The following is an 18,161-nucleotide window of genomic DNA, read 5'->3' on the forward strand; positions in this document are numbered from 1 at the left end:
CCAGAGAGGACGAACAATGCTGAAATTTACCGAAGAACACGAATGGCTGAAGATCGAAGGCGGCGTTGCGACGGTCGGCATCACCACCTATGCCGTCGAACAGCTCGGCGACCTGGTTTTCGTCGAGCTGCCGGAAGTCGGCGCGACCTTCTCCAAGAACGGCAATGCCGCGACCGTTGAATCCGTCAAGGCTGCTTCAGACGTCTATTGTCCGCTGGATGGCGAGATCATCGAGGTCAATCCGGCCATCGTTGCAGATCCGTCGCTGGTCAATTCCGATCCTCAGGGCGCCGGCTGGTTCTTCAAGCTGAAGCTGGCAAACGCTGCGGACGCCGATGGCCTGCTCGACGAGGCGGCCTACAAGGAGCTCACTGCGTAATGACGACGCCGACAGAATTCCAGTTCACCGACTATCAGCCCTACGATTTCGCCAATCGCCGCCATATCGGCCCCTCGCCGGCCGAGATGACCGACATGCTGAAGGTGATCGGCTATAACAGCCTCGATGGTCTGATCGACGCGACGCTGCCGCCCTCGATCCGCCAGAAGGCGCCGCTCGTCTGGGGCGCGCCGATGACCGAGCGCGAGGCACTCGACAAGCTGCGCGAGACCGCCAACAAGAACAAGGTGCTGGTCTCGCTGATCGGCCAGGGTTACTACGGCACGATCACGCCGCCGGTCATCCAGCGCAACATCCTCGAAAACCCCGCCTGGTACACAGCCTATACGCCCTACCAGCCGGAGATCAGCCAGGGTCGCCTGGAAGCACTGCTGAACTACCAGACGATGATCTGCGACCTCACCGGCCTCGACGTTGCCAACGCCTCGCTGCTCGACGAGGCGACCGCGGCCGCCGAAGGCATGGCGATCGCCGAGCGCGTCGCCAAATCGAAGGCAAAGTCTTTCTTCGTCGATGCCGACTGCCATCCGCAGACCATCGCCCTGATCCGCACCCGCGCCGAGCCGCTCGGCTGGAGCGTCATCGTCGGCAATCCCTTCACCGATCTCGATCCTGTCGACGTCTTTGGCGCAATCTTCCAGTATCCTGGCACGCACGGTCACGTGCATGATTTTACCGGCCTGATCTCGCGCCTGCATCAGACCGGCGCCATAGCGATCGTCGCCGCCGATATCCTGGCGCTGACGCTGCTGAAATCGCCTGGCGAAATGGGTGCCGATATCGCCGTCGGCTCCTCGCAGCGCTTCGGTGTCCCGGTCGGCTACGGCGGCCCGCATGCGGCCTATATGTCGGTCAAGGATGCCATCAAGCGCTCCATGCCCGGCCGCCTCGTCGGCGTTTCCGTCGATGCCCGCGGCAACCGCGCCTATCGCCTGTCGCTGCAGACCCGCGAACAGCATATCCGCCGCGAAAAGGCAACGTCGAACATCTGCACCGCCCAGGTGCTGCTGGCCGTCATGGCCTCCATGTACGCCGTCTTCCACGGCCCGAAGGGTATCAAGGCGATCGCCCAGCAGGTGCACCAGAAAGCCGTGCTGATGGCCAAGGGCCTGGAAAAGCTTGGCTATAAGGTTGAACCGGACACCTTCTTCGACACGATCACCGTCGATGTCGGCCATATGCAGGGTCTCATCCTGCGTGCAGCCGTCGCCGAAGGCGTCAATCTGCGCAAGGTCGGCGAAACCAAAATCGGCATGAGCCTCGACGAACGCACCCGGCCGGCGACGCTCGAAGCCGTCTGGCGCGCCTTCGGCGGCAATTTCACCATCGCCGATTTCGAGCCTTCCTACCGCCTGCCGAAGGGCCTGCTCCGCACCAGCGATTACCTCACCCATCCGATCTTCCACATGAACCGCGCCGAAAGCGAGATGACGCGTTACATCCGCCGGCTTTCCGACCGGGATCTGGCGCTCGACCGCTCGATGATCCCGCTCGGCTCCTGCACGATGAAACTCAACGCGACGGCGGAAATGCTGCCGATCACCTGGCCGGAATTTTCCGACATCCATCCCTTCGTGCCGGCCGCCCAGGCGCTCGGCTACCGCGAGATGATCGACGACCTGATCGAAAAGCTCTGCGCCGTCACCGGCTACGACGCCTTCTCCATGCAGCCGAATTCCGGTGCCCAGGGCGAATATGCCGGCCTGCTGACGATCCGCAACTTTCATATCGCCAATGGCGACGGCCATCGCGACGTCTGCCTGATCCCGACTTCGGCGCACGGCACCAATCCGGCTTCAGCCCAGATGGTCGGCATGAAGGTCGTCGTCGTCAAGGTGCGTGAAAACGGCGATATCGATCTCGACGATTTCCGCGCCAAGGCGGAGCAGCATGCTGCAAATCTCTCCTGCTGCATGATCACCTACCCTTCGACGCACGGCGTCTTCGAGGAGACCGTCAAGGAAATCTGCGATCTCGTGCATGAGCATGGCGGCCAGGTCTATCTCGACGGCGCCAACATGAATGCCATGGTCGGCCTGTCTCGCCCCGGTGACATCGGCTCCGACGTTTCGCACTTGAACCTGCACAAGACCTTCTGCATTCCGCATGGCGGCGGCGGACCCGGCATGGGCCCGATCGGCGTCAAGGCGCATCTGGCACCCTATCTGCCCGGCCATCCCGAAACCGACGGCCGTTCGGGTGCGGTCTCGGCCGCCGCTTTCGGCTCGGCCTCGATCCTGCCGATCTCCTGGAGCTATTGTCTGATGATGGGCGGCGAAGGCCTGACGCAGGCGACCAAGGTGGCGATCCTCAACGCCAACTATATCGCCGCCCGGCTGAAGGGCGCCTATGACGTGCTCTACAAGTCGGAGGCCGGCCGTGTCGCGCATGAATGCATCATCGACACCCGCCCGCTGGTCGACAGCTCCGGTGTCACGGTCGATGACGTCGCCAAGCGCCTGATCGACTGCGGCTTCCATGCCCCGACCATGAGCTGGCCGGTCGCCGGCACGCTAATGATCGAGCCAACGGAAAGCGAGACCAAAGCCGAACTCGACCGTTTCTGCGAGGCGATGCTGGCGATCCGCGAGGAAGCCCGCGCCATCGAGGATGGCCGAATGGATAAGGTGAACAACCCGCTGAAGAACGCCCCACACACGGTGGAAGATCTCGTCGGCGATTGGGACCGCCCCTACAGCAGAGAACAAGCCTGCTTCCCGCCCGGCGCCTTCCGTGTCGACAAATACTGGTCGCCAGTCAACCGCGTCGACAATGTCTATGGCGACCGCAACTTGATCTGCACCTGCCCGCCGGTGGAAAGCTACGCGGAGGCGGCTGAGTAGCGGTCAAGCCTGACGCAGCGAAGGGCTGAGCAATCCAAGCCCCTTCCATCATGGGAGGGGCTTTCCTAATTCTGATAGAAATGTGCGGCTAACCTGTCTGGTTAGCAGCCGATGCAGGCTCAATTCCTCGGCAGGGGCACCAGTTTCCCAGTTCCCCTGCTCTCTTTTCGGCGTCGATGCCGTGCCGGTTTGCGGGCTAGAACAGGATGATTTTAGGCCCGGTGGCCTAAAATCTGAATCCTGTTCTACATTATATAGTTAGAGCATGATGTCGTCCGAAAACCGCTTACACTTTGCGGCATCATGCTCTAGAAGCGCTCGCCGACCATATCCTCGCTTTTGGCCCACAATGCCCTGGCCGTCTCGGGATCGAGCGCGTAGGTGCGCACGCCTTCGGAAATCGGGCTGATCTCCGCATCCGTCACTTCGGAGACGTGGCAATTCTCGCAATATTTGCCGCCGACCACGTCTGCCGGCGCGACGAAACCCGCCCAGACGGAGGTAGCCGCACCCTGAGGAATCGTCTTCCACTGGAAGGGCGGCTTGCCCTCGGCGGCGAGTGCTGCGTTGATCTGCGTCATCATGCCTTCAATCATGCCAGGGTCGAGATGACGGTCGAGCTCGGTCTGGATGCCGCCGGGATGTAGTGCCGTTGCACGGATGCCGTGCTCCTTGAGGCGCCGGTCGAGTTCCACCGCGAACAGGATATTTGCGGTTTTCGACTGGGCATAGGCCGCCCAGGGCTCATAGGTCTTGCTCGCGAAATTGAGGTCATCGAGGCTGAAAGGTGCCATGCGATGGCCCGAGGATGCGACGATCACCACTCGGCCGCCCGATTTGACGAGCGGTGCGATGCGGTTGACCAGCACGAAATGGCCGAGATGGTTGGTGCCGAACTGCGTTTCGAAGCCATCGGCGGTGCGGCCGAAGGGAGCGGCCATCACGCCGGCATTGGCAATGACGACATCGAAGGGGCGGCCATCCGAAATGAGCGCATCGGCGCAGGCGCGCACGCTTGCCAGAGAGGCAAGATCAAGCTCGACGATATCAACGCTGCCGCCATTGGCCGCACCGGCGCGCACGACTTCCGTTGCCGCCCTCGCCTTTGCAAGGTCGCGTGCCGTACCCGTCACCTGCGCACCATGGGCTGCCAGCACGCGCGCGGTTTCCACGCCGAGGCCGGCCGAAACACCCGTCACCAGAACACGCTTGCCCTTGAGATCGACGTCGGCAAGCACCTCATCGGTGGTTGATGTCGCGCCAAAAGGTCCACTCATGATTATCTCCTTGACTATGGACGCACCGCTCCAGGCTGGTGGACCATTGCCCGCCGGCCTCAAATGAAATAAAAGGAGGATGCCTCCAGATAAATATGGAGGGCTCCTCCGTTTATCAAGGGGACTTCTCGGAAATGGCCGAAAAAAGTGACGAGCCCACCGTCCGAAAGCCGCGTGCGGATGCCGAACGCAATCGTCTTCTGCTGATGGAAACGGCAAAGACCGTCTTTGCCGACAAGGGTTCCAGCGCCAGCCTGGAGGAAATCGCCCGCATCGCCGGCGTCGGCATCGGCACGCTCTATCGCCATTTCCCGACGCGCGATGCATTGGTTTCCGCCATCTACCGCAACGAGACGGCGCAGCTTGCCGCTGCCGCCAAAAGCCTTGCCGAGATACATCCGCCTGTCGAAGCGCTTCGCCTGTGGCTGGTGCAGTTCGTGGATTATGTCGTGACCAAACACGGCATGTCCGAAGTGCTGGATTCTTTGGTCGGCGGCACCTCCGAGCTCTATGCCGGTTCTGCCGATTTGATCATAGGTGCCGTCAATCTGCTGGTGGATCGCGCAGTCGCCACCGGTGAAATCCGTCTGGCGATGGACCCGCTCGATATCCTGCGCGCCCTGGCGGGCGGCGCGAGCATCAGCAGTGGCCCCGCCTGGCGGGATGCGGCAAGGCAACTCATCGATATTCTGATTGCGGGTATGAGGGCCAGTCGCTGAGGCTGTTTCGGATGGAGGTGCGCGAGAATGGCGACATCGACATGGAGGATTTCCGCGCACAAGGATCAAATTTAACCTTTCTTAGCAAGTCTCTGTTAGCAATTCAGAAAGGCGGCTTCCATCAACATGGATCTCCGTCGATCCCTTGTTCTGCGTGCAGGTTCCTATGCGTCCATCGGCAGTGCCAGCAATCCTCCTCGCCGCCCTGATCCTGTCGGGATGCGCTGCCAGTTCCGGCGCCGAAGATGTGCTGGGCAACGTGCCGTCGCCGGAAACGACCAATGCCATCGCCCAGCCGAGCGGCCCGATTCCTGCCGCCGCCGTTGGTGATCCTGCGCCGCAGGCAAGCCCGCCGCAGCAGGCGCTGCGCTGGGCGGGAGAGGTTCCGGAGCCGCAGGCGCTCGTGCCCGCCAACAGGCCGGTCGGCATGCCGCTGCCGACAGATAAACCGGTCGCGCTGCTGATGCCGTCCAATCCCGCCGGCAATGCAATGCCCGATGTCGGCACGAGATCGCCGACACGCGGACAAATTTACGGCCACCGCTTCCGCGATGCCAAGCCGATCAACTTCGGTTCCACTTCGCCGAGAAAGCTTGCCGTGCACGGCGTCGACGTGTCGCGCTGGCAGGGCGAAATCGACTGGGAGACGTTGCGGCGGCAAGGTGCCAACTTCGTCTATATCAAGGCGACCGACGGCGGCGATCACCTAGATCCGATGTTCAAGAAGAACTGGCGCCGGGCCAAGGAAGCCGGCCTGAAACACGGCGCCTATCACTTCTTCTACTGGTGCCGGACAGCCGGTGAGCAGGCCGACTGGTTTATCCGCAACGTGCCGAGGGAAGCCAACGCTCTTCCGCCCGTCATCGACGTCGAATGGAACGGCGAATCGAGCTGCAAGAGGCGCATCTCTCCCGCACGTGTCCGGGAAAAGATGCAGGTTTTCATGGACAAGCTGGAGCGCCATTACGGTCAGCGCCCGATCATCTATACCGCGCCGGATTTCTACCGCGACAATTTGAAGGGTCAACTGCTCGACTATCCCTTCTGGCTGCGCTCTGTGGCCGCTCATCCCTCCAAGGTCTATCCCGGCCGCAAGTGGGTCTTCTGGCAGTATTCCGGCTCCGGCCTTTCCGAAGGCGTCGACGGCAAGATCGACCTCAACGTGTTCAACGGCAACGAGAGCGATTGGCATGACTGGGTGGCGTCGCGATAGCGAAGCTGGCCATGGCCCCGCGCCCCGACCCCGTTCCGTGCCAATCCGGAACAAATGGATGCGAAGATGCGCGAACCTACAGGTCTTTGCTAACGCAACGCCTTCAACATTCCCTAAGCCCTTGCGTGTACAAGAATTTCATCCAGTTCCGGGGAAACGGCTGATGAGCATATCGGGCATTATGAGCACTGCTCTTTCGGGGATGCGAGCACAGACGACGCGTGTCGGCGCAATTGCCAACAACATCGCCAACAGCAGCACGCCGGGTTATGCCACGCTGAACACCAGCCTCACCTCCGTTGAGACGGGCGGCGTCCAGGCCGTCGTCAGCCCGACGGCGTCAGATGTCGATCCGGCTGCCGAATTGATCGACCTGATCGAAGCCGAGCAGAGCTACAAGGCAAATGCCGTGGTCTTCGAGACTGGCGCCGACATGTGGGAAGTGCTCATGAGCATCAAGCGCGACTGAACACGCCCAATTTCATCGGAGACTTGCTAGCGGAAATTTCCCACCAGCCTGAGGGCGGCTGTCAGGAATGCGCCGGTTCGCCCTGGCGTTGAGCCGCAAGGGCTGCCAGATCGGCGGGCTTCAGCTCGACCGATTCGCCGCAGCCGCAGGCCGATGTCTGGTTCGGATTGGTGAAGGTGAAGCCGGAGCGGAGCGTCGTCGTTTCGAAGCCCATCTCGGTCCCGAGCAAATAGAGAGCTGCCGACGGCTCGACCCAGACTTTGGCACCGTCGCGCTCGATCAGATCGTCCTTGGCATTGGGCTCGGTCACCAGATCGATGGTATATTCCATCCCGGCGCAGCCGCCCTTCTTGATGCCGACGCGCACGCCCTTGGCATCAGGCCCCGAATTCTCGACGATCGCTTTGACGCGGGCCGCAGCACCGTCCGTCATGCTCATGATTGCAAAGCCCATCGGCTCATTCTCCTTCCGCAACCGGGGTCAAGATCCGGTGCATCGTGATTCAAATGTAGTCGTCCGAGGTAAACGGATCAATACCGCGGGACGTCAATACCAGCCAACGGCGACCTGCGCCTCTTCGGACATGCGATCCGGCGTCCACGGCGGATCGAAGGTCATCGCGACCTCGACGCCCGACACGCCTTCGACGGCGCCGACGGCGTTTTCGACCCAGCCGGGCATCTCGCCGGCCACCGGGCAGCCGGGTGCAGTCAACGTCATCATGATCTTCACCATCCGGTCGTCTTCGATGTCGATCTTGTAAATCAAACCAAGTTCGAAGATGTCGGCGGGAATTTCAGGATCGTAGACGGTCTTCAGCGCGCTGATAACGTCGTCGCTCAGCCGCGCCAGCTCATCGGCCGGAATGCTGGAATGCACGATGCCTTCGCGCACGTCGATCTTCTGTTCGCTTTCGTCCAGGCTCATCACGGACACTCCTCAAGCAAAGAACTTGCGCGCATAATCAAGCGCATCGGCCAGGGCATCGACCTCGGCGCGAGTATTGTACATGCCGAAGGATGCACGGCATGTGGAGGTGACGCCGAAGCGTTTCAAGAGCGGCATGGCGCAATGCGTGCCAGCCCTGACCGCAACACCCTGCCGGTCGATCACCATCGAGACGTCATGGGCGTGGATGCCGGCAAGCTCGAAGGAAAAGATGCTGCCCTTGTCGGGCGCCGTCCCAAAGACGCGCAACGAGTTGACGGATTTCAGCCGCTCGACCGCATAGGCGGCAAGATCGGCCTCATGCTTGGCGATCGCCTCGCGGCCGATCTTCTCCATGTAGTCGAGCGCATAACCGAGCCCGATCGCCTGCACGATCGGCGGCGTGCCGGCCTCGAAGCGATGTGGCGGGACGTTATAAGTGACCATATCCTCGGCGACCTCGAAGATCATCTCGCCGCCGCCCTGGAACGGCCGCATCTCATAAAGCCGCTCCTTCTTGCCGTAGAGCACGCCGATCCCGGATGGGCCGTAGAGCTTATGGCCGGTCATGACGTACCAGTCGCAATCGATATCCTGCACATCGACAGGTAGATGGACCGCGCCCTGGCTGCCGTCGATCAGCACCGGAATGCCGCGCTCATGCGCGATCCGGCAGACCTCCTTGACGGGAACGATCGTGCCGAGCGCATTCGACATATGGGTGATGGCGACGAGCTTGGTGCGCTCCGTCAGGCTCTTTTCGAAATCCTCGATATGGAAGGCACCTTCATCATCCACGGGCACCCAGACGAGCTTGGCGCCCTGCCGCTCGCGGATGAAGTGCCAGGGCACGATATTGGAATGGTGCTCCATGATCGTGAGCACGATCTCGTCGCCTTCGCCGATCTTCGGCATGCCCCAGCCATAGGCGACGGTGTTGATCGCTTCTGTCGAATTCTTGGTGAAAACGACGTCGTTGACCGAAGGCGCGTTGAGAAAGCGGCGGACCTTCTCGCGCGCTGCCTCATAAGCGTCCGTCACCGCATTCGAGAGATAATGCAGGCCGCGATGCACGTTGGCATATTCGTGGCTATAGGCATGCGAGATGGCGTCGATCACCACCTGCGGCTTCTGCGCCGAGGCGCCGTTGTCGAGATAGACCAGCGGCTTGCCATGCACCTTCTCCGCCAGGATGGGAAAATCCCGGCGGATGGCTTCGACGTCGTATTGCGTGGCCGGCGCTATCTTGTCCATTGGTATATCCGATCAGGCGTGCTTTTCGAGCCACGCCGAAATCACGCCTTCCAGCGCCTCGACCAGGGCCTCGTCTTCCAGTTCCTCGACGATTTCGGCAACGAAGGCGTTGACGAGCATCGCCCGCGCCTTGTTCTCCGGAATGCCGCGCGCCATCATGTAATAGAGATGGTTGGCGTCGATATCGGTCACCGTCGCGCCGTGACCGCACTGGACATCATCGGCGAAGATCTCAAGCTCGGGCTTGACCGAGAATTCGGCGTCGTCGGACATCAGCAGCGTGTTGCAGGCCATCTTGGCATCGGTCTTCTGCGCATCGGGCGCCACTCGGATCATGCCCTGGAAGACGCCCTTGGCACGGTCGAAGACGACGTTGCGGATCACTTCGGTCGAGCCGGTATTCGGTACGTCGTGGCCGAGCACCATCGTCACGTCGGTATGGCTTTCTGCTCCGAGCAGGTTGATGCCGCGCAACGTCAGATCGGCGCCTTCGCCCGTCACCTTGATATGCAGCTCCTGCCGGACCAGCTTGCCGCCGGCATTGATGACGAAAAGCCGCAGCTTGGCGTCAGCGCGAAGATCGATGCGGATCTGCCCGAGATGCGTATCGTCAGCCCCCTGCTGCTGCAGAATGATCCAGGTCAGTTCGGCCCCTTCGCCAACCGTGATGTCGCTGACATGGGACACCAGCGCCGCATCGCCGGTCACCGTGAGGTGACGCTCGATGACCGTCGCCTTGGCACCGGCGCCGAAGGACACGGGAAGGCGCGTATGTGTCTGCCCACCGGCATGGATGAACTGGATTTCAAGGGGGTTTTCAAGCGCGGTATCGGCAGGCACGTCGACGACATAGCCGTCGCGCACGAAGCTGCCATTGATGCGGCCGACCGCGTCGTCGGAACCGAGTGCATCCAGGCCACCCGCGGCAGATCCGTCAAGCAGACGTTCGGAATAGGCCGAAACGCCAAGACCGTCGACCGTAGCCTTCTGGTTGGAATGGCCCTGGATCACCGCCAGCACCGTGGCATCAGCAACGAGCGGCTCCAAAGCCTGCGAGCCGGCATCGCCCGCCTGCTGCGGGACAGTGCGCAGCAGGTTCTTGAGGTCGCTATAGTGCCAGGCCTCGACGCGGCGCGTCGGCAGGCCGGCTTTCTTCAGGTCGTCGAGAAGCCGGTCGCGCAGTGCCGTCACCGCGCCATTGCCCGGCAGCTCGCCGATCTGCTGGTTGAAGGCCTCGATCAGCGCCGTCTCGGCCGCAGTCAGGCGGCTCGTCGTCTGCATATTCATGGACGTCGTCCTTTCCACCCGAAATCAGGCCGCCGTGCCGATGATGTCGGCATAGCCGTTGGCTTCCAGCTCATGCGCCAGCGTCTTGTCGCCCGACTTGATCACCTGGCCCTTGTAGAGCACGTGGACGGTATCCGGCACGATATAGTCGAGCAGGCGCTGGTAGTGGGTGATGACCACGACCGCGCGGTCTGGCGAGCGCAGCGCATTGACGCCGTCGGCGACGATCTTTAGCGCATCGATGTCGAGGCCGGAATCGGTTTCGTCAAGCACGCAGAGCTTCGGTTCGAGCAGCGCCATCTGCAGGATCTCGGCCCGCTTCTTCTCACCGCCGGAGAAGCCGACGTTCAGCGGCCGCTTCAGCATCTCGGTATTGATCTGCAGTTTGCCGGCGGCATCCTTGACGCGGCGCATGAAATCCGGCGTCGTCAGCTCGTCCTCGCCGCGCGCCTTGCGCTGCTCGTTCATTGCCACCTTGAGGAACTGCATGGTGGCGACACCCGGAATTTCAACCGGATACTGGAAGGCGAGGAAGATGCCCTTGGCGGCGCGTTCGGAGGGATCGAACTCGAGAATGCTCTCGCCATTGTAGAGAATGTCGCCCTCGGTGACTTCGTAATCGCTGCGGCCGGACAGCACATAGGAGAGCGTCGACTTGCCGGAGCCGTTCGGCCCCATGATCGCGGCAACTTCGCCGGCTTTCACGGTCAGGTTCAAGCCACGGATGATCTCGGTGCCGTCTTCGGCGATGCGGGCATGGAGGTTCTTGATTACAAGCATTTCGTTTTTCCTGTGTACTCGGGCACAAGCGACCCAGCGTCTGTACAAAAGTGGATGTGAAGATCAGTTTATAAGAGGCGCTTAAGTGCCACAAAGGCAATAAGCACCATGGCGGCTCCCGCAATGCTCATTATCCAGCTCATTCTCTCCGCGTTCGGCCGTTTGCGGCGAAAAACGAAAAGACTGGCAACCGCCACGCCAATCGGTGTGGCCACCTGATCAATAAACTGCGCAGTTTCCATGTCAGCCGACCGAGCCTTCCAGCGAGATGCTGATCAGCTTCTGCGCCTCGACGGCGAATTCCATCGGCAGTTCCTGCAGGACCTCCTTGACGAAGCCGTTGACGATCAGTGCGATCGCCGCTTCGGTCGGGATGCCGCGCTGCAGGCAGTAGAACAGCTGGTCCTCGGAGATCTTCGAGGTCGTCGCTTCATGCTCGAACTGCGCCGTCGAATTCTTCGCCTCGATGTAGGGCACGGTATGGGCGCCGCACTTGTCGCCGATCAGCAGCGAATCGCACTGAGTGAAGTTGCGCGCGTTCGACGCCTTGCGGTGAGCCGAAACCTGGCCACGATAGGTGTTGTTGGAAACACCGGCGGCGATGCCCTTGGAAACGATGCGGCTCGACGTGTTCTTGCCGAGATGGATCATCTTGGTGCCGCTGTCGATCTGCTGATGGCCGTTGGACACGGCGATCGAGTAGAATTCGCCGCGGCTGTCGTCGCCGCGCAGGATGCAGGACGGATATTTCCAGGTGATCGCCGAGCCGGTCTCGACCTGCGTCCACGAAATCTTCGAGCGATCGCCGCGGCAATCGCCGCGCTTGGTGACGAAGTTGTAAATGCCGCCCTTGCCGTTCTTGTCGCCCGGATACCAGTTCTGCACCGTCGAATATTTGATCTCGGCATCGTCGAGCGCAACCAGCTCGACCACGGCGGCATGCAGCTGGTTTTCATCGCGCTGCGGCGCTGTGCAGCCTTCGAGATAGGAGACGTAGGCGCCCTCTTCCGCGATGATCAGCGTACGCTCGAACTGGCCGGTGCCCTTCTCGTTGATGCGGAAATAGGTCGACAGCTCCATCGGGCAACGAACGCCCTTCGGCACGAAGACGAAGGAACCGTCGGTAAAGACCGCCGAATTGAGCGTCGCATAGTAGTTGTCGCTCGTCGGAACGACGGAACCGAGGTACTTCTTCACCAGTTCCGGATACTCGCGGATGGCTTCCGAGATCGACATGAAAATCACGCCGGCCTTTTTCAACTCTGCCTTGAAGGTGGTGACGACCGAGACGCTATCGAAAACGGCGTCGACCGCGATCTTCGGCTTCTCGACGCCGGCAAGGATCTCCTGCTCACGCAGCGGGATGCCGAGCTTTTCATAGACCTTCAACAGCTCCGGATCGACATCGTCGAGCGACTTCGGACCCGGCGTGCTCTTCGGCGCGGCGTAATAATAGATGTCGTTGAAATCGATCTTCGGATAGTTGACGCGCGCCCAGGTCGGCTCTTCCAGCGTCAGCCAGCGCCGATAGGCCTCGAGACGCCATTCCAGCATCCATTCCGGCTCCTGCTTCTTGGCCGAAATGAAGCGGATGATATCCTCGGACAGGCCTTTCGGCGCCTTGTCCATCTCGATGACGGTCTCGAAACCGTATTTATACTGGTCCACATCGATCAGGCGCACCCGGTCGATTGTTTCCTGCACGGCAGCCATCTCATTCTCCAATCTCGCCGGATACAAGGTCCGGCAGCTTGTAGTGTTTGGGCAATTGTCTTGCCCTTTATGTAAGAGGCCAAAAGGGACTTTTCAGCCCGATTGGCAAGCAGAAATTTGCGTTTCCGCAAGTTTTGATACGGGGCAAGCCGCCTCCCCAGCCGACCTGCGCCGGTTGGCGATCTTTGCGAAAGCCGCAATCGCCCTGTCGATATCCTCTTCCGTCGTCGAAAAGCCGAGCGAGATGCGCAGAGCGCCGAGCTTGGCGTCACGGCCCATCGCCGTCAGCACATGGCTTTCGCCGAGCCGGCCCGATGAGCAGGCCGAACCTGCGGAAAGTGCAACGCCTTCGAGATCGAAGGCGATCTGTCCGGTCTCGGCCTTCAGCCCCGGCAAGGTGAAGAAGATCGTATTGGTGACACGCTCGCCACCCTCGCCGTGGATCATCACATCGGCTGCCGCCTGACGCATGCCGGCTTCGAGCCGCTTGCGCAACGCGCCGATCGCCGCATTGCGCGCCTCGAGTTCGTCGGCCGCCGCTTCAGCTGCCGCGCCGAAGCCGATTAGCGCCAGCGAATTCTGCGTCCCTGAGCGGTGACCCCGCTCCTGCCCGCCGCCCTGAATCAGCGGCCTGGGCATCAGCGCTTCGCCCTGCGCAATGAGCGCGCCGGCACCCTTCGGCCCGCCGATCTTGTGCGAGGAAACGATCATGAAGTCCGCGCCGATCCTGACGATATCGAGCGCGATGCGGCCGGCCGCCTGCACGGCGTCGACGACGAAGAGCCCGCCATAGGCGTGGACGATCTTAGCCGCCGCCTCGACCGGCTGGACGATGCCCGTCTCGTTGTTGACGAGCATGATGGCGACCATCGGCAGGCCGGCGGCCTTGTCATGCGCATCGAGCAGGAGGCCGAGTGCATCGAGATCGACGATGCCGGCTTCCGTCACCGGGATCTCCGTCATATTCTCTTTGGCGAAGCGGCCGCCTTCGCGCACCGCTGGATGCTCGATCGCCGAAAAATAAAGATGGCCAAGGCGAAGCGGCGTGCGGCCCATGCGGAAATCCGGCGTCAGCACCAGATTGGCAGCCTCGGTCGCGCCGCTGGTAAAGACCACATTGCCGGCATCGGTGCCGGCAAGTGCTGCCACCTTGCGTCGTGCGCCTTCGATGGCGGCGCGCGCGGCGCGACCCTCGCCATGCACGCTGTTCGGATTGCCAAACACGTCGATGGCGCGCATGATCGCCGCGCGTGCCGCGGGGTGCAGCGGCGCTGTGGCATTCCAGTCGAGATAAAGGCGTGGCGGCGCCATGATCTTCAGTCCTGCGCTTGACGAGCTTGCTTCAGCGGCCGCGGTTCATTTTTCTTGAAATTTCCGCCGGGCTTGCCTTATGACACGTTCCACGATGCGTGGATCGCCATGCAAGTTTCGAATTGTTCTAAACTGCGTTTTAGAAAAGCTGACAACACTAGTCAAGTCATGTTGTCATCCAACGCAGCGCGAACGCGAAATAAAACCCGGAGTACCAATGCCCGAAGTTATTTTCAACGGCCCAGCCGGCCGTCTTGAAGGCCGCTACCAGCCCTCCAAGGAAAAAAGCGCGCCCATCGCCCTGATTCTGCATCCGCATCCGCAGTTCGGCGGCACGATGAACAATCAGATCGTCTATCAGCTCTTCTACATGTTCCAGAAGCGCGGGTTCACGACGCTGCGCTTCAATTTCCGGGGAATCGGCCGCAGCCAGGGCGAATTCGACCACGGCGCCGGCGAGCTCTCGGATGCCGCCTCGGCGCTCGACTGGGTACAGAGCCTGCATCCCGATTCCAAGACCTGTTGGGTCGCCGGTTATTCCTTCGGCTCCTGGATCGGCATGCAGCTCCTGATGCGCCGGCCGGAGATCGAAGGCTTCATGTCGATCGCGCCGCAGCCGAACACCTACGATTTTTCCTTCCTGGCGCCCTGCCCATCTTCCGGCCTGATCATCAACGGCGAGGCCGACAAGGTCGCGCCGGAAAAGGATGTCAACGGCCTGGTCGAGAAGCTGAAGACCCAGAAGGGCATCCTCATCACCCACCGCACCGTTGCCAATGCCAACCACTTCTTCAATGGCCAGGTGGAAACGCTGATGGGCGAATGCGAGGATTATCTCGACCGTCGCCTCAACGGCGAACTGGTGCCGGAACCGGCCGCCAAGCGGATTCGCTGACACCAAAAATCTCAGCCTCATCAATGCCATGACGGTCCGGAACACAACCGGGCCGGCTGTGCCGGAACAGATCACCTATCGTGTTGCAATCCATGTTGCAGTGCGGTAGGGTCCTCGCGATCCTAACAAAAGCGAGGTCCGCAATGACCAAGTCGTTCGGGGAAGTCCTGGATAAGTATAGGGGAATTGGTCCGGGGTTCGATTTCCTTCGAATAGGGCTCGCCTTTTCCATCGTATTGACCCATTCCTTTCTGTTAACCGACAACAATGACTTCATCAGGGGGTCGGTATTCTGGTTCACTGAATACGCTCTTGTTCCGATGTTCTTCGCGTTGAGCGGATTTCTGATCGCCGGCAGCGCCCAGCGCCTGAGCCTCCGGAATTTTCTGATCAACCGAGGCTTGCGCATCGTCCCGGCCCTTGCCGTCGATATCGTCGTTTGTTCGCTGATCATCGGGCCGATCATTACGGTCGTTTACCACTCCGAATATTTTACCGATCAGCGGTTTTTCAAATACTTCCTGAATATCGTCGGCTGGATCCACTACGAGCTGCCGGGCGTCTTCCAGGATAATCCGAGCCAGCGCGTCAACGGCGCTCTGTGGACGGTTCCCTGGGAAATCTTCTGCTACATCATCATGTCGTTCCTGATGATCACCGCCATCGTGAAGACGCGCTACAAGCTGCTGGCGGTGACGATCGCCTACATCGTCATCGGCCTTATCGTGCAGAAAATGCCCTATCTGTTGCCAGGCTCGATCAAGCCTATCGCGCGCTTCCTCTTCATGAGCCGCGGCTCGCAGCTGATCACGGCCTTCATGATGGGCATCGTCGTCTATCAGTTCAAAGCGGTCATTCCGCATTCCCGCTGGCTATTCGCTGCCGCCTGCCTGGTTTGCATCGTCGCCATTCTCACCCTCGACAGCAGTGCGACGGAGTCGGTGCTCAACCGTCCGCTGGTCATCACTTCCCTCGTTTACATCACCGTCTTCATCGGCCTGACTGAGGTGCCCATTCCGGCCTTTTTCAGGAAAGGCGACTATTCCTACGGCGTCTATCTCTATCACGACCCGTTTTTGCAGATCTGGATCAGCTCGTTCCCATCGGTTTTCCTCTATCAGAAATATGGTGCGCTGGCGCTCTATCTCGTCGGCCTGCCATCGGCTCTCGCCGTCGCGGTGCTGTCCTGGCATTTCATCGAGAAGCCGATCCTCGGCCTTCGCAAGAAATTCTCCTTCATCGCCCAGGTCAGGGGCGTCGAGGATGGCCATCAGGCTGGGCGCGAATCCCATGTCCGGCCGGTCGCCGTAAAAAGCTAGGAGTCTTTCGTCAGCCGCATATCGGCGGTGAGTTCGAAAGCCATGTCCAGCACTCCATCGATCAGGATCGGCGCGCGTTCGTGCATGCCGATCTTTCTGAGGACGCGCTGCGAGGCGGTGTTTTCGGGATGCGTGAAGGCGATGAAGCCCGATGCAAACTCCCTTTCGAAGAACCAGTCGGCAAGCGCGCTCGCCGCTTCCGTTGCCAGGCCCTTGCCCCACGCCTCCTCGCGCAGGGAATAGCCGAGTTCGAATTGCTCGTTCCTGAACTTCGAAATCCCCGCGCGACCGACGAAGCTGCCGTCCTCGGCGAGGAGCTTGTATTTGGTCGTGCCGACGCCTGCCTGTTCCTCGAACCAGCCGCGCAGCCGCTCCTGAGCCCTATCGAGGCTCCATGGCGCGTTACCGGGAAGATATCGGGTCGTCGCCATCGTCGAATGCAGTTGCTGCACGAGAGCCGCATCGCCTTCGTCCCACATGACGACGGTCAGCCGTGGCGTCTTCAGCATGACTCTTTGCTCTGTCATGGCGTTGCCAGCACCCCACCGCTGACGGGAGTCGCGACCCCTGTCGTGCCGGGGAATGTCAGCGGCAGCCCGTCCAGCGATCGGACGGCGAGATAGGCCCAGGCCTCGGCTTCCATCGCATCGCCGTCGAAGCCCGCCTCCTCGGCCGTCAACACCCTCGAGCCCAGCCTTTCGGCCATGGCCGAGAACTCCGCCATCACGGTGGCGTTCAGCCGCCCGCCGCCGCACACGATATAGATCGCTGGGGTCTCCGGCAGAAAACCGGCGGATTTGATGATCGAGGCGGCGGCGACATGCGCCAGCGTCCGGGCACCGTCTTCAAGACCCGCCTCCTCCGGCCGAAGCGGCGCAAAATCGCCACGGTCCAGCGAACGGCGAACATTGCCGCGGAAGAACGGGCTTTGCAGATAACGTTCCGCCAGGCTGGTCACGACCTTGCCGCGCCCACCGATCTCGCCGCCGGGGTCATAGGTTTTGCCGGTCTGCATCTCCACCCACTGGTCGATCAGCGTATTGCCCGGACCGCTGTCGAACGCCGATATCCGTCCGTCCGTGCCGATAAAGGTCAGATTGGAGATGCCGCCGATATTGACGAAGCACACCGCCTGTCCCGCCTGCTGGAATTTTCCCGCAAGTGCTGCGTGATAGGCCGGCACCAGCGGCGCGCCCTGCCCGCCATGAACCATATCGTTGGCGCGCATGTCGTAGACCACCGATATGCCGGTTCTCTTGGCCAGTTCCCCGCCGTCGCCGATCTGGATCGTCAATCCCTCATCAGGGCGATGAAGCACTGTCTGACCATGGAAGCCGAGAACATGGACGGTATCGGCCGCGATATCGAAACGCCCCATGAATGCCGTAACGGCAATTGCATGCCGCGCCGTCAGTTCAAGCTCGATATCGCGAAGCTCAGCCGGTCGCTGGCTTCTCTCACTGAGTGGACGCGACAGTTCCAGCGCCCGTTTGAGCCGCCCGCGAAAATCCGCGTCATAGGGCACGCCCATGAACGGCCCGCGCTCGATAAAGCCGCGGCCGTCAGTCCTGATCAACGCGACGTCGATTCCGTCCATCGACGTGCCGCTCATCAGCCCAATCGCGGTCCTGATGACATCCATGAGGCTTGCCTCCCATGCGATTCCCGGATGCACTTTTATAAAAACAGTGCTAAACGCGCCGCGACAGATCAACAACAACGAACTTGCTTCAAGCCCGCATGGGGTGCGAAG

18 protein-coding genes are annotated in these 18,161 nt (G+C 61.1%); 7 read left to right on the forward strand and 11 right to left on the reverse strand.

Features of this window, described 5'->3' with window-relative positions; translation table 11 throughout:
• The first annotated feature begins 16 nt into the window (after positions 1-16).
• Both gcvH and gcvP read left to right on the forward strand, forming a co-directional pair.
• Entirely contained in the window at positions 17-379 is a 363-nt protein-coding gene (gene gcvH / locus BS630_RS16380) for a glycine cleavage system protein GcvH (protein WP_077978247.1), read from the forward strand.
• Positions 379-3,243, forward strand: a complete 2,865-nt coding sequence (gene gcvP, locus BS630_RS16385) for an aminomethyl-transferring glycine dehydrogenase (protein ID WP_077978248.1) — start codon at positions 379-381, stop codon at positions 3,241-3,243. Before gcvH ends, gcvP begins: the two co-directional genes overlap by 1 nt.
• Positions 3,244-3,551: 308 nt before the next feature.
• Here the strand turns inward: gcvP and BS630_RS16390 are convergent, their stop codons facing one another.
• Positions 3,552-4,520: an SDR family NAD(P)-dependent oxidoreductase gene (locus tag BS630_RS16390; RefSeq protein ID WP_077978249.1), complete on the reverse strand. Its 969-nt coding sequence runs from the start codon at positions 4,518-4,520 to the stop codon at positions 3,552-3,554.
• 95 nt (positions 4,521-4,615) lie between these two features.
• Between BS630_RS16390 and BS630_RS16395 the strand changes: the two genes are divergently transcribed.
• The 3 genes from BS630_RS16395 (at position 4,616) to BS630_RS16405 (ending at position 6,921) form a co-directional block, all read left to right on the forward strand.
• On the forward strand, positions 4,616-5,239 hold the full coding sequence (locus BS630_RS16395) for a TetR/AcrR family transcriptional regulator (protein ID WP_077978250.1): 624 nt from the start codon (positions 4,616-4,618) through the stop codon (positions 5,237-5,239).
• A 166-nt stretch (positions 5,240-5,405) separates the two neighbouring features.
• Entirely contained in the window at positions 5,406-6,452 is a 1,047-nt protein-coding gene (locus BS630_RS16400) for a glycoside hydrolase family 25 protein (protein ID WP_077978251.1), read from the forward strand.
• A 163-nt stretch (positions 6,453-6,615) separates the two neighbouring features.
• Positions 6,616-6,921: a flagellar basal body rod protein FlgC gene (locus tag BS630_RS16405; RefSeq protein ID WP_077978252.1), complete on the forward strand. Its 306-nt coding sequence runs from the start codon at positions 6,616-6,618 to the stop codon at positions 6,919-6,921.
• 61 nt (positions 6,922-6,982) lie between these two features.
• On the opposite strand, the gene sufA is transcribed toward BS630_RS16405, so the two are convergent.
• The 8 genes from sufA to BS630_RS16440 all read right to left on the reverse strand — a co-directional run bounded on the left by sufA (position 6,983) and on the right by BS630_RS16440 (position 14,194).
• Complete coding sequence (sufA, locus tag BS630_RS16410; protein WP_018072227.1) at positions 6,983-7,375, reverse strand: Fe-S cluster assembly scaffold SufA; 393 nt, start codon at positions 7,373-7,375, stop codon at positions 6,983-6,985.
• A gap of 93 nt (positions 7,376-7,468) precedes the next feature.
• Positions 7,469-7,849 (reverse strand): SUF system Fe-S cluster assembly protein, encoded by a 381-nt coding sequence (locus tag BS630_RS16415; protein WP_003559708.1) that lies wholly within the window; start codon positions 7,847-7,849, stop codon positions 7,469-7,471.
• 12 nt (positions 7,850-7,861) lie between these two features.
• Positions 7,862-9,103, reverse strand: a complete 1,242-nt coding sequence (locus BS630_RS16420; protein WP_077978253.1) for a cysteine desulfurase — start codon at positions 9,101-9,103, stop codon at positions 7,862-7,864.
• Between the two features lie 12 nt (positions 9,104-9,115).
• Positions 9,116-10,390, reverse strand: coding sequence for a Fe-S cluster assembly protein SufD (gene sufD, locus BS630_RS16425; protein WP_077978254.1), 1,275 nt, complete (start codon positions 10,388-10,390; stop codon positions 9,116-9,118).
• Positions 10,391-10,414: 24 nt separating this feature from the next.
• On the reverse strand, positions 10,415-11,170 hold the full coding sequence (gene sufC, locus BS630_RS16430) for a Fe-S cluster assembly ATPase SufC (RefSeq protein WP_077978255.1): 756 nt from the start codon (positions 11,168-11,170) through the stop codon (positions 10,415-10,417).
• Between the two features lie 68 nt (positions 11,171-11,238).
• Positions 11,239-11,412 (reverse strand): hypothetical protein, encoded by a 174-nt coding sequence (locus tag BS630_RS37030; RefSeq protein WP_158081411.1) that lies wholly within the window; start codon positions 11,410-11,412, stop codon positions 11,239-11,241.
• Position 11,413: 1 nt separating this feature from the next.
• Positions 11,414-12,883 carry a Fe-S cluster assembly protein SufB gene (gene sufB, locus BS630_RS16435; RefSeq protein WP_020050101.1) on the reverse strand — a complete coding sequence of 490 codons (1,470 nt, stop codon included), beginning with the start codon at positions 12,881-12,883 and terminating at the stop codon, positions 11,414-11,416.
• Between the two features lie 93 nt (positions 12,884-12,976).
• Entirely contained in the window at positions 12,977-14,194 is a 1,218-nt protein-coding gene (locus tag BS630_RS16440) for a cysteine desulfurase family protein (protein ID WP_077978256.1), read from the reverse strand.
• A gap of 217 nt (positions 14,195-14,411) precedes the next feature.
• On the opposite strand from BS630_RS16440, the gene BS630_RS16445 reads away from it, so the two are divergent.
• Complete coding sequence (locus BS630_RS16445) at positions 14,412-15,089, forward strand: alpha/beta hydrolase (protein ID WP_003559715.1); 678 nt, start codon at positions 14,412-14,414, stop codon at positions 15,087-15,089.
• Between the two features lie 143 nt (positions 15,090-15,232).
• Entirely contained in the window at positions 15,233-16,408 is a 1,176-nt protein-coding gene (locus BS630_RS16450; RefSeq protein ID WP_077978257.1) for an acyltransferase family protein, read from the forward strand.
• On the opposite strand, the gene BS630_RS16455 is transcribed toward BS630_RS16450, so the two are convergent.
• On the reverse strand, positions 16,405-16,935 hold the full coding sequence (locus BS630_RS16455) for a GNAT family N-acetyltransferase (RefSeq protein WP_077978258.1): 531 nt from the start codon (positions 16,933-16,935) through the stop codon (positions 16,405-16,407). The two genes, BS630_RS16450 and BS630_RS16455, sit on opposite strands and share 4 nt — an antisense overlap.
• A complete protein-coding gene (locus BS630_RS16460; RefSeq protein WP_077978259.1) occupies positions 16,932-18,050 on the reverse strand; it encodes an anhydro-N-acetylmuramic acid kinase in 1,119 nt (372 codons plus the stop codon). The genes BS630_RS16455 and BS630_RS16460 overlap by 4 nt, the downstream gene beginning before the upstream one ends.
• Positions 18,051-18,161 lie beyond the last annotated feature (111 nt).

The organism is Rhizobium laguerreae (assembly GCF_002008165.1).
Classification (GTDB): domain Bacteria; phylum Pseudomonadota; class Alphaproteobacteria; order Rhizobiales; family Rhizobiaceae; genus Rhizobium; species Rhizobium laguerreae.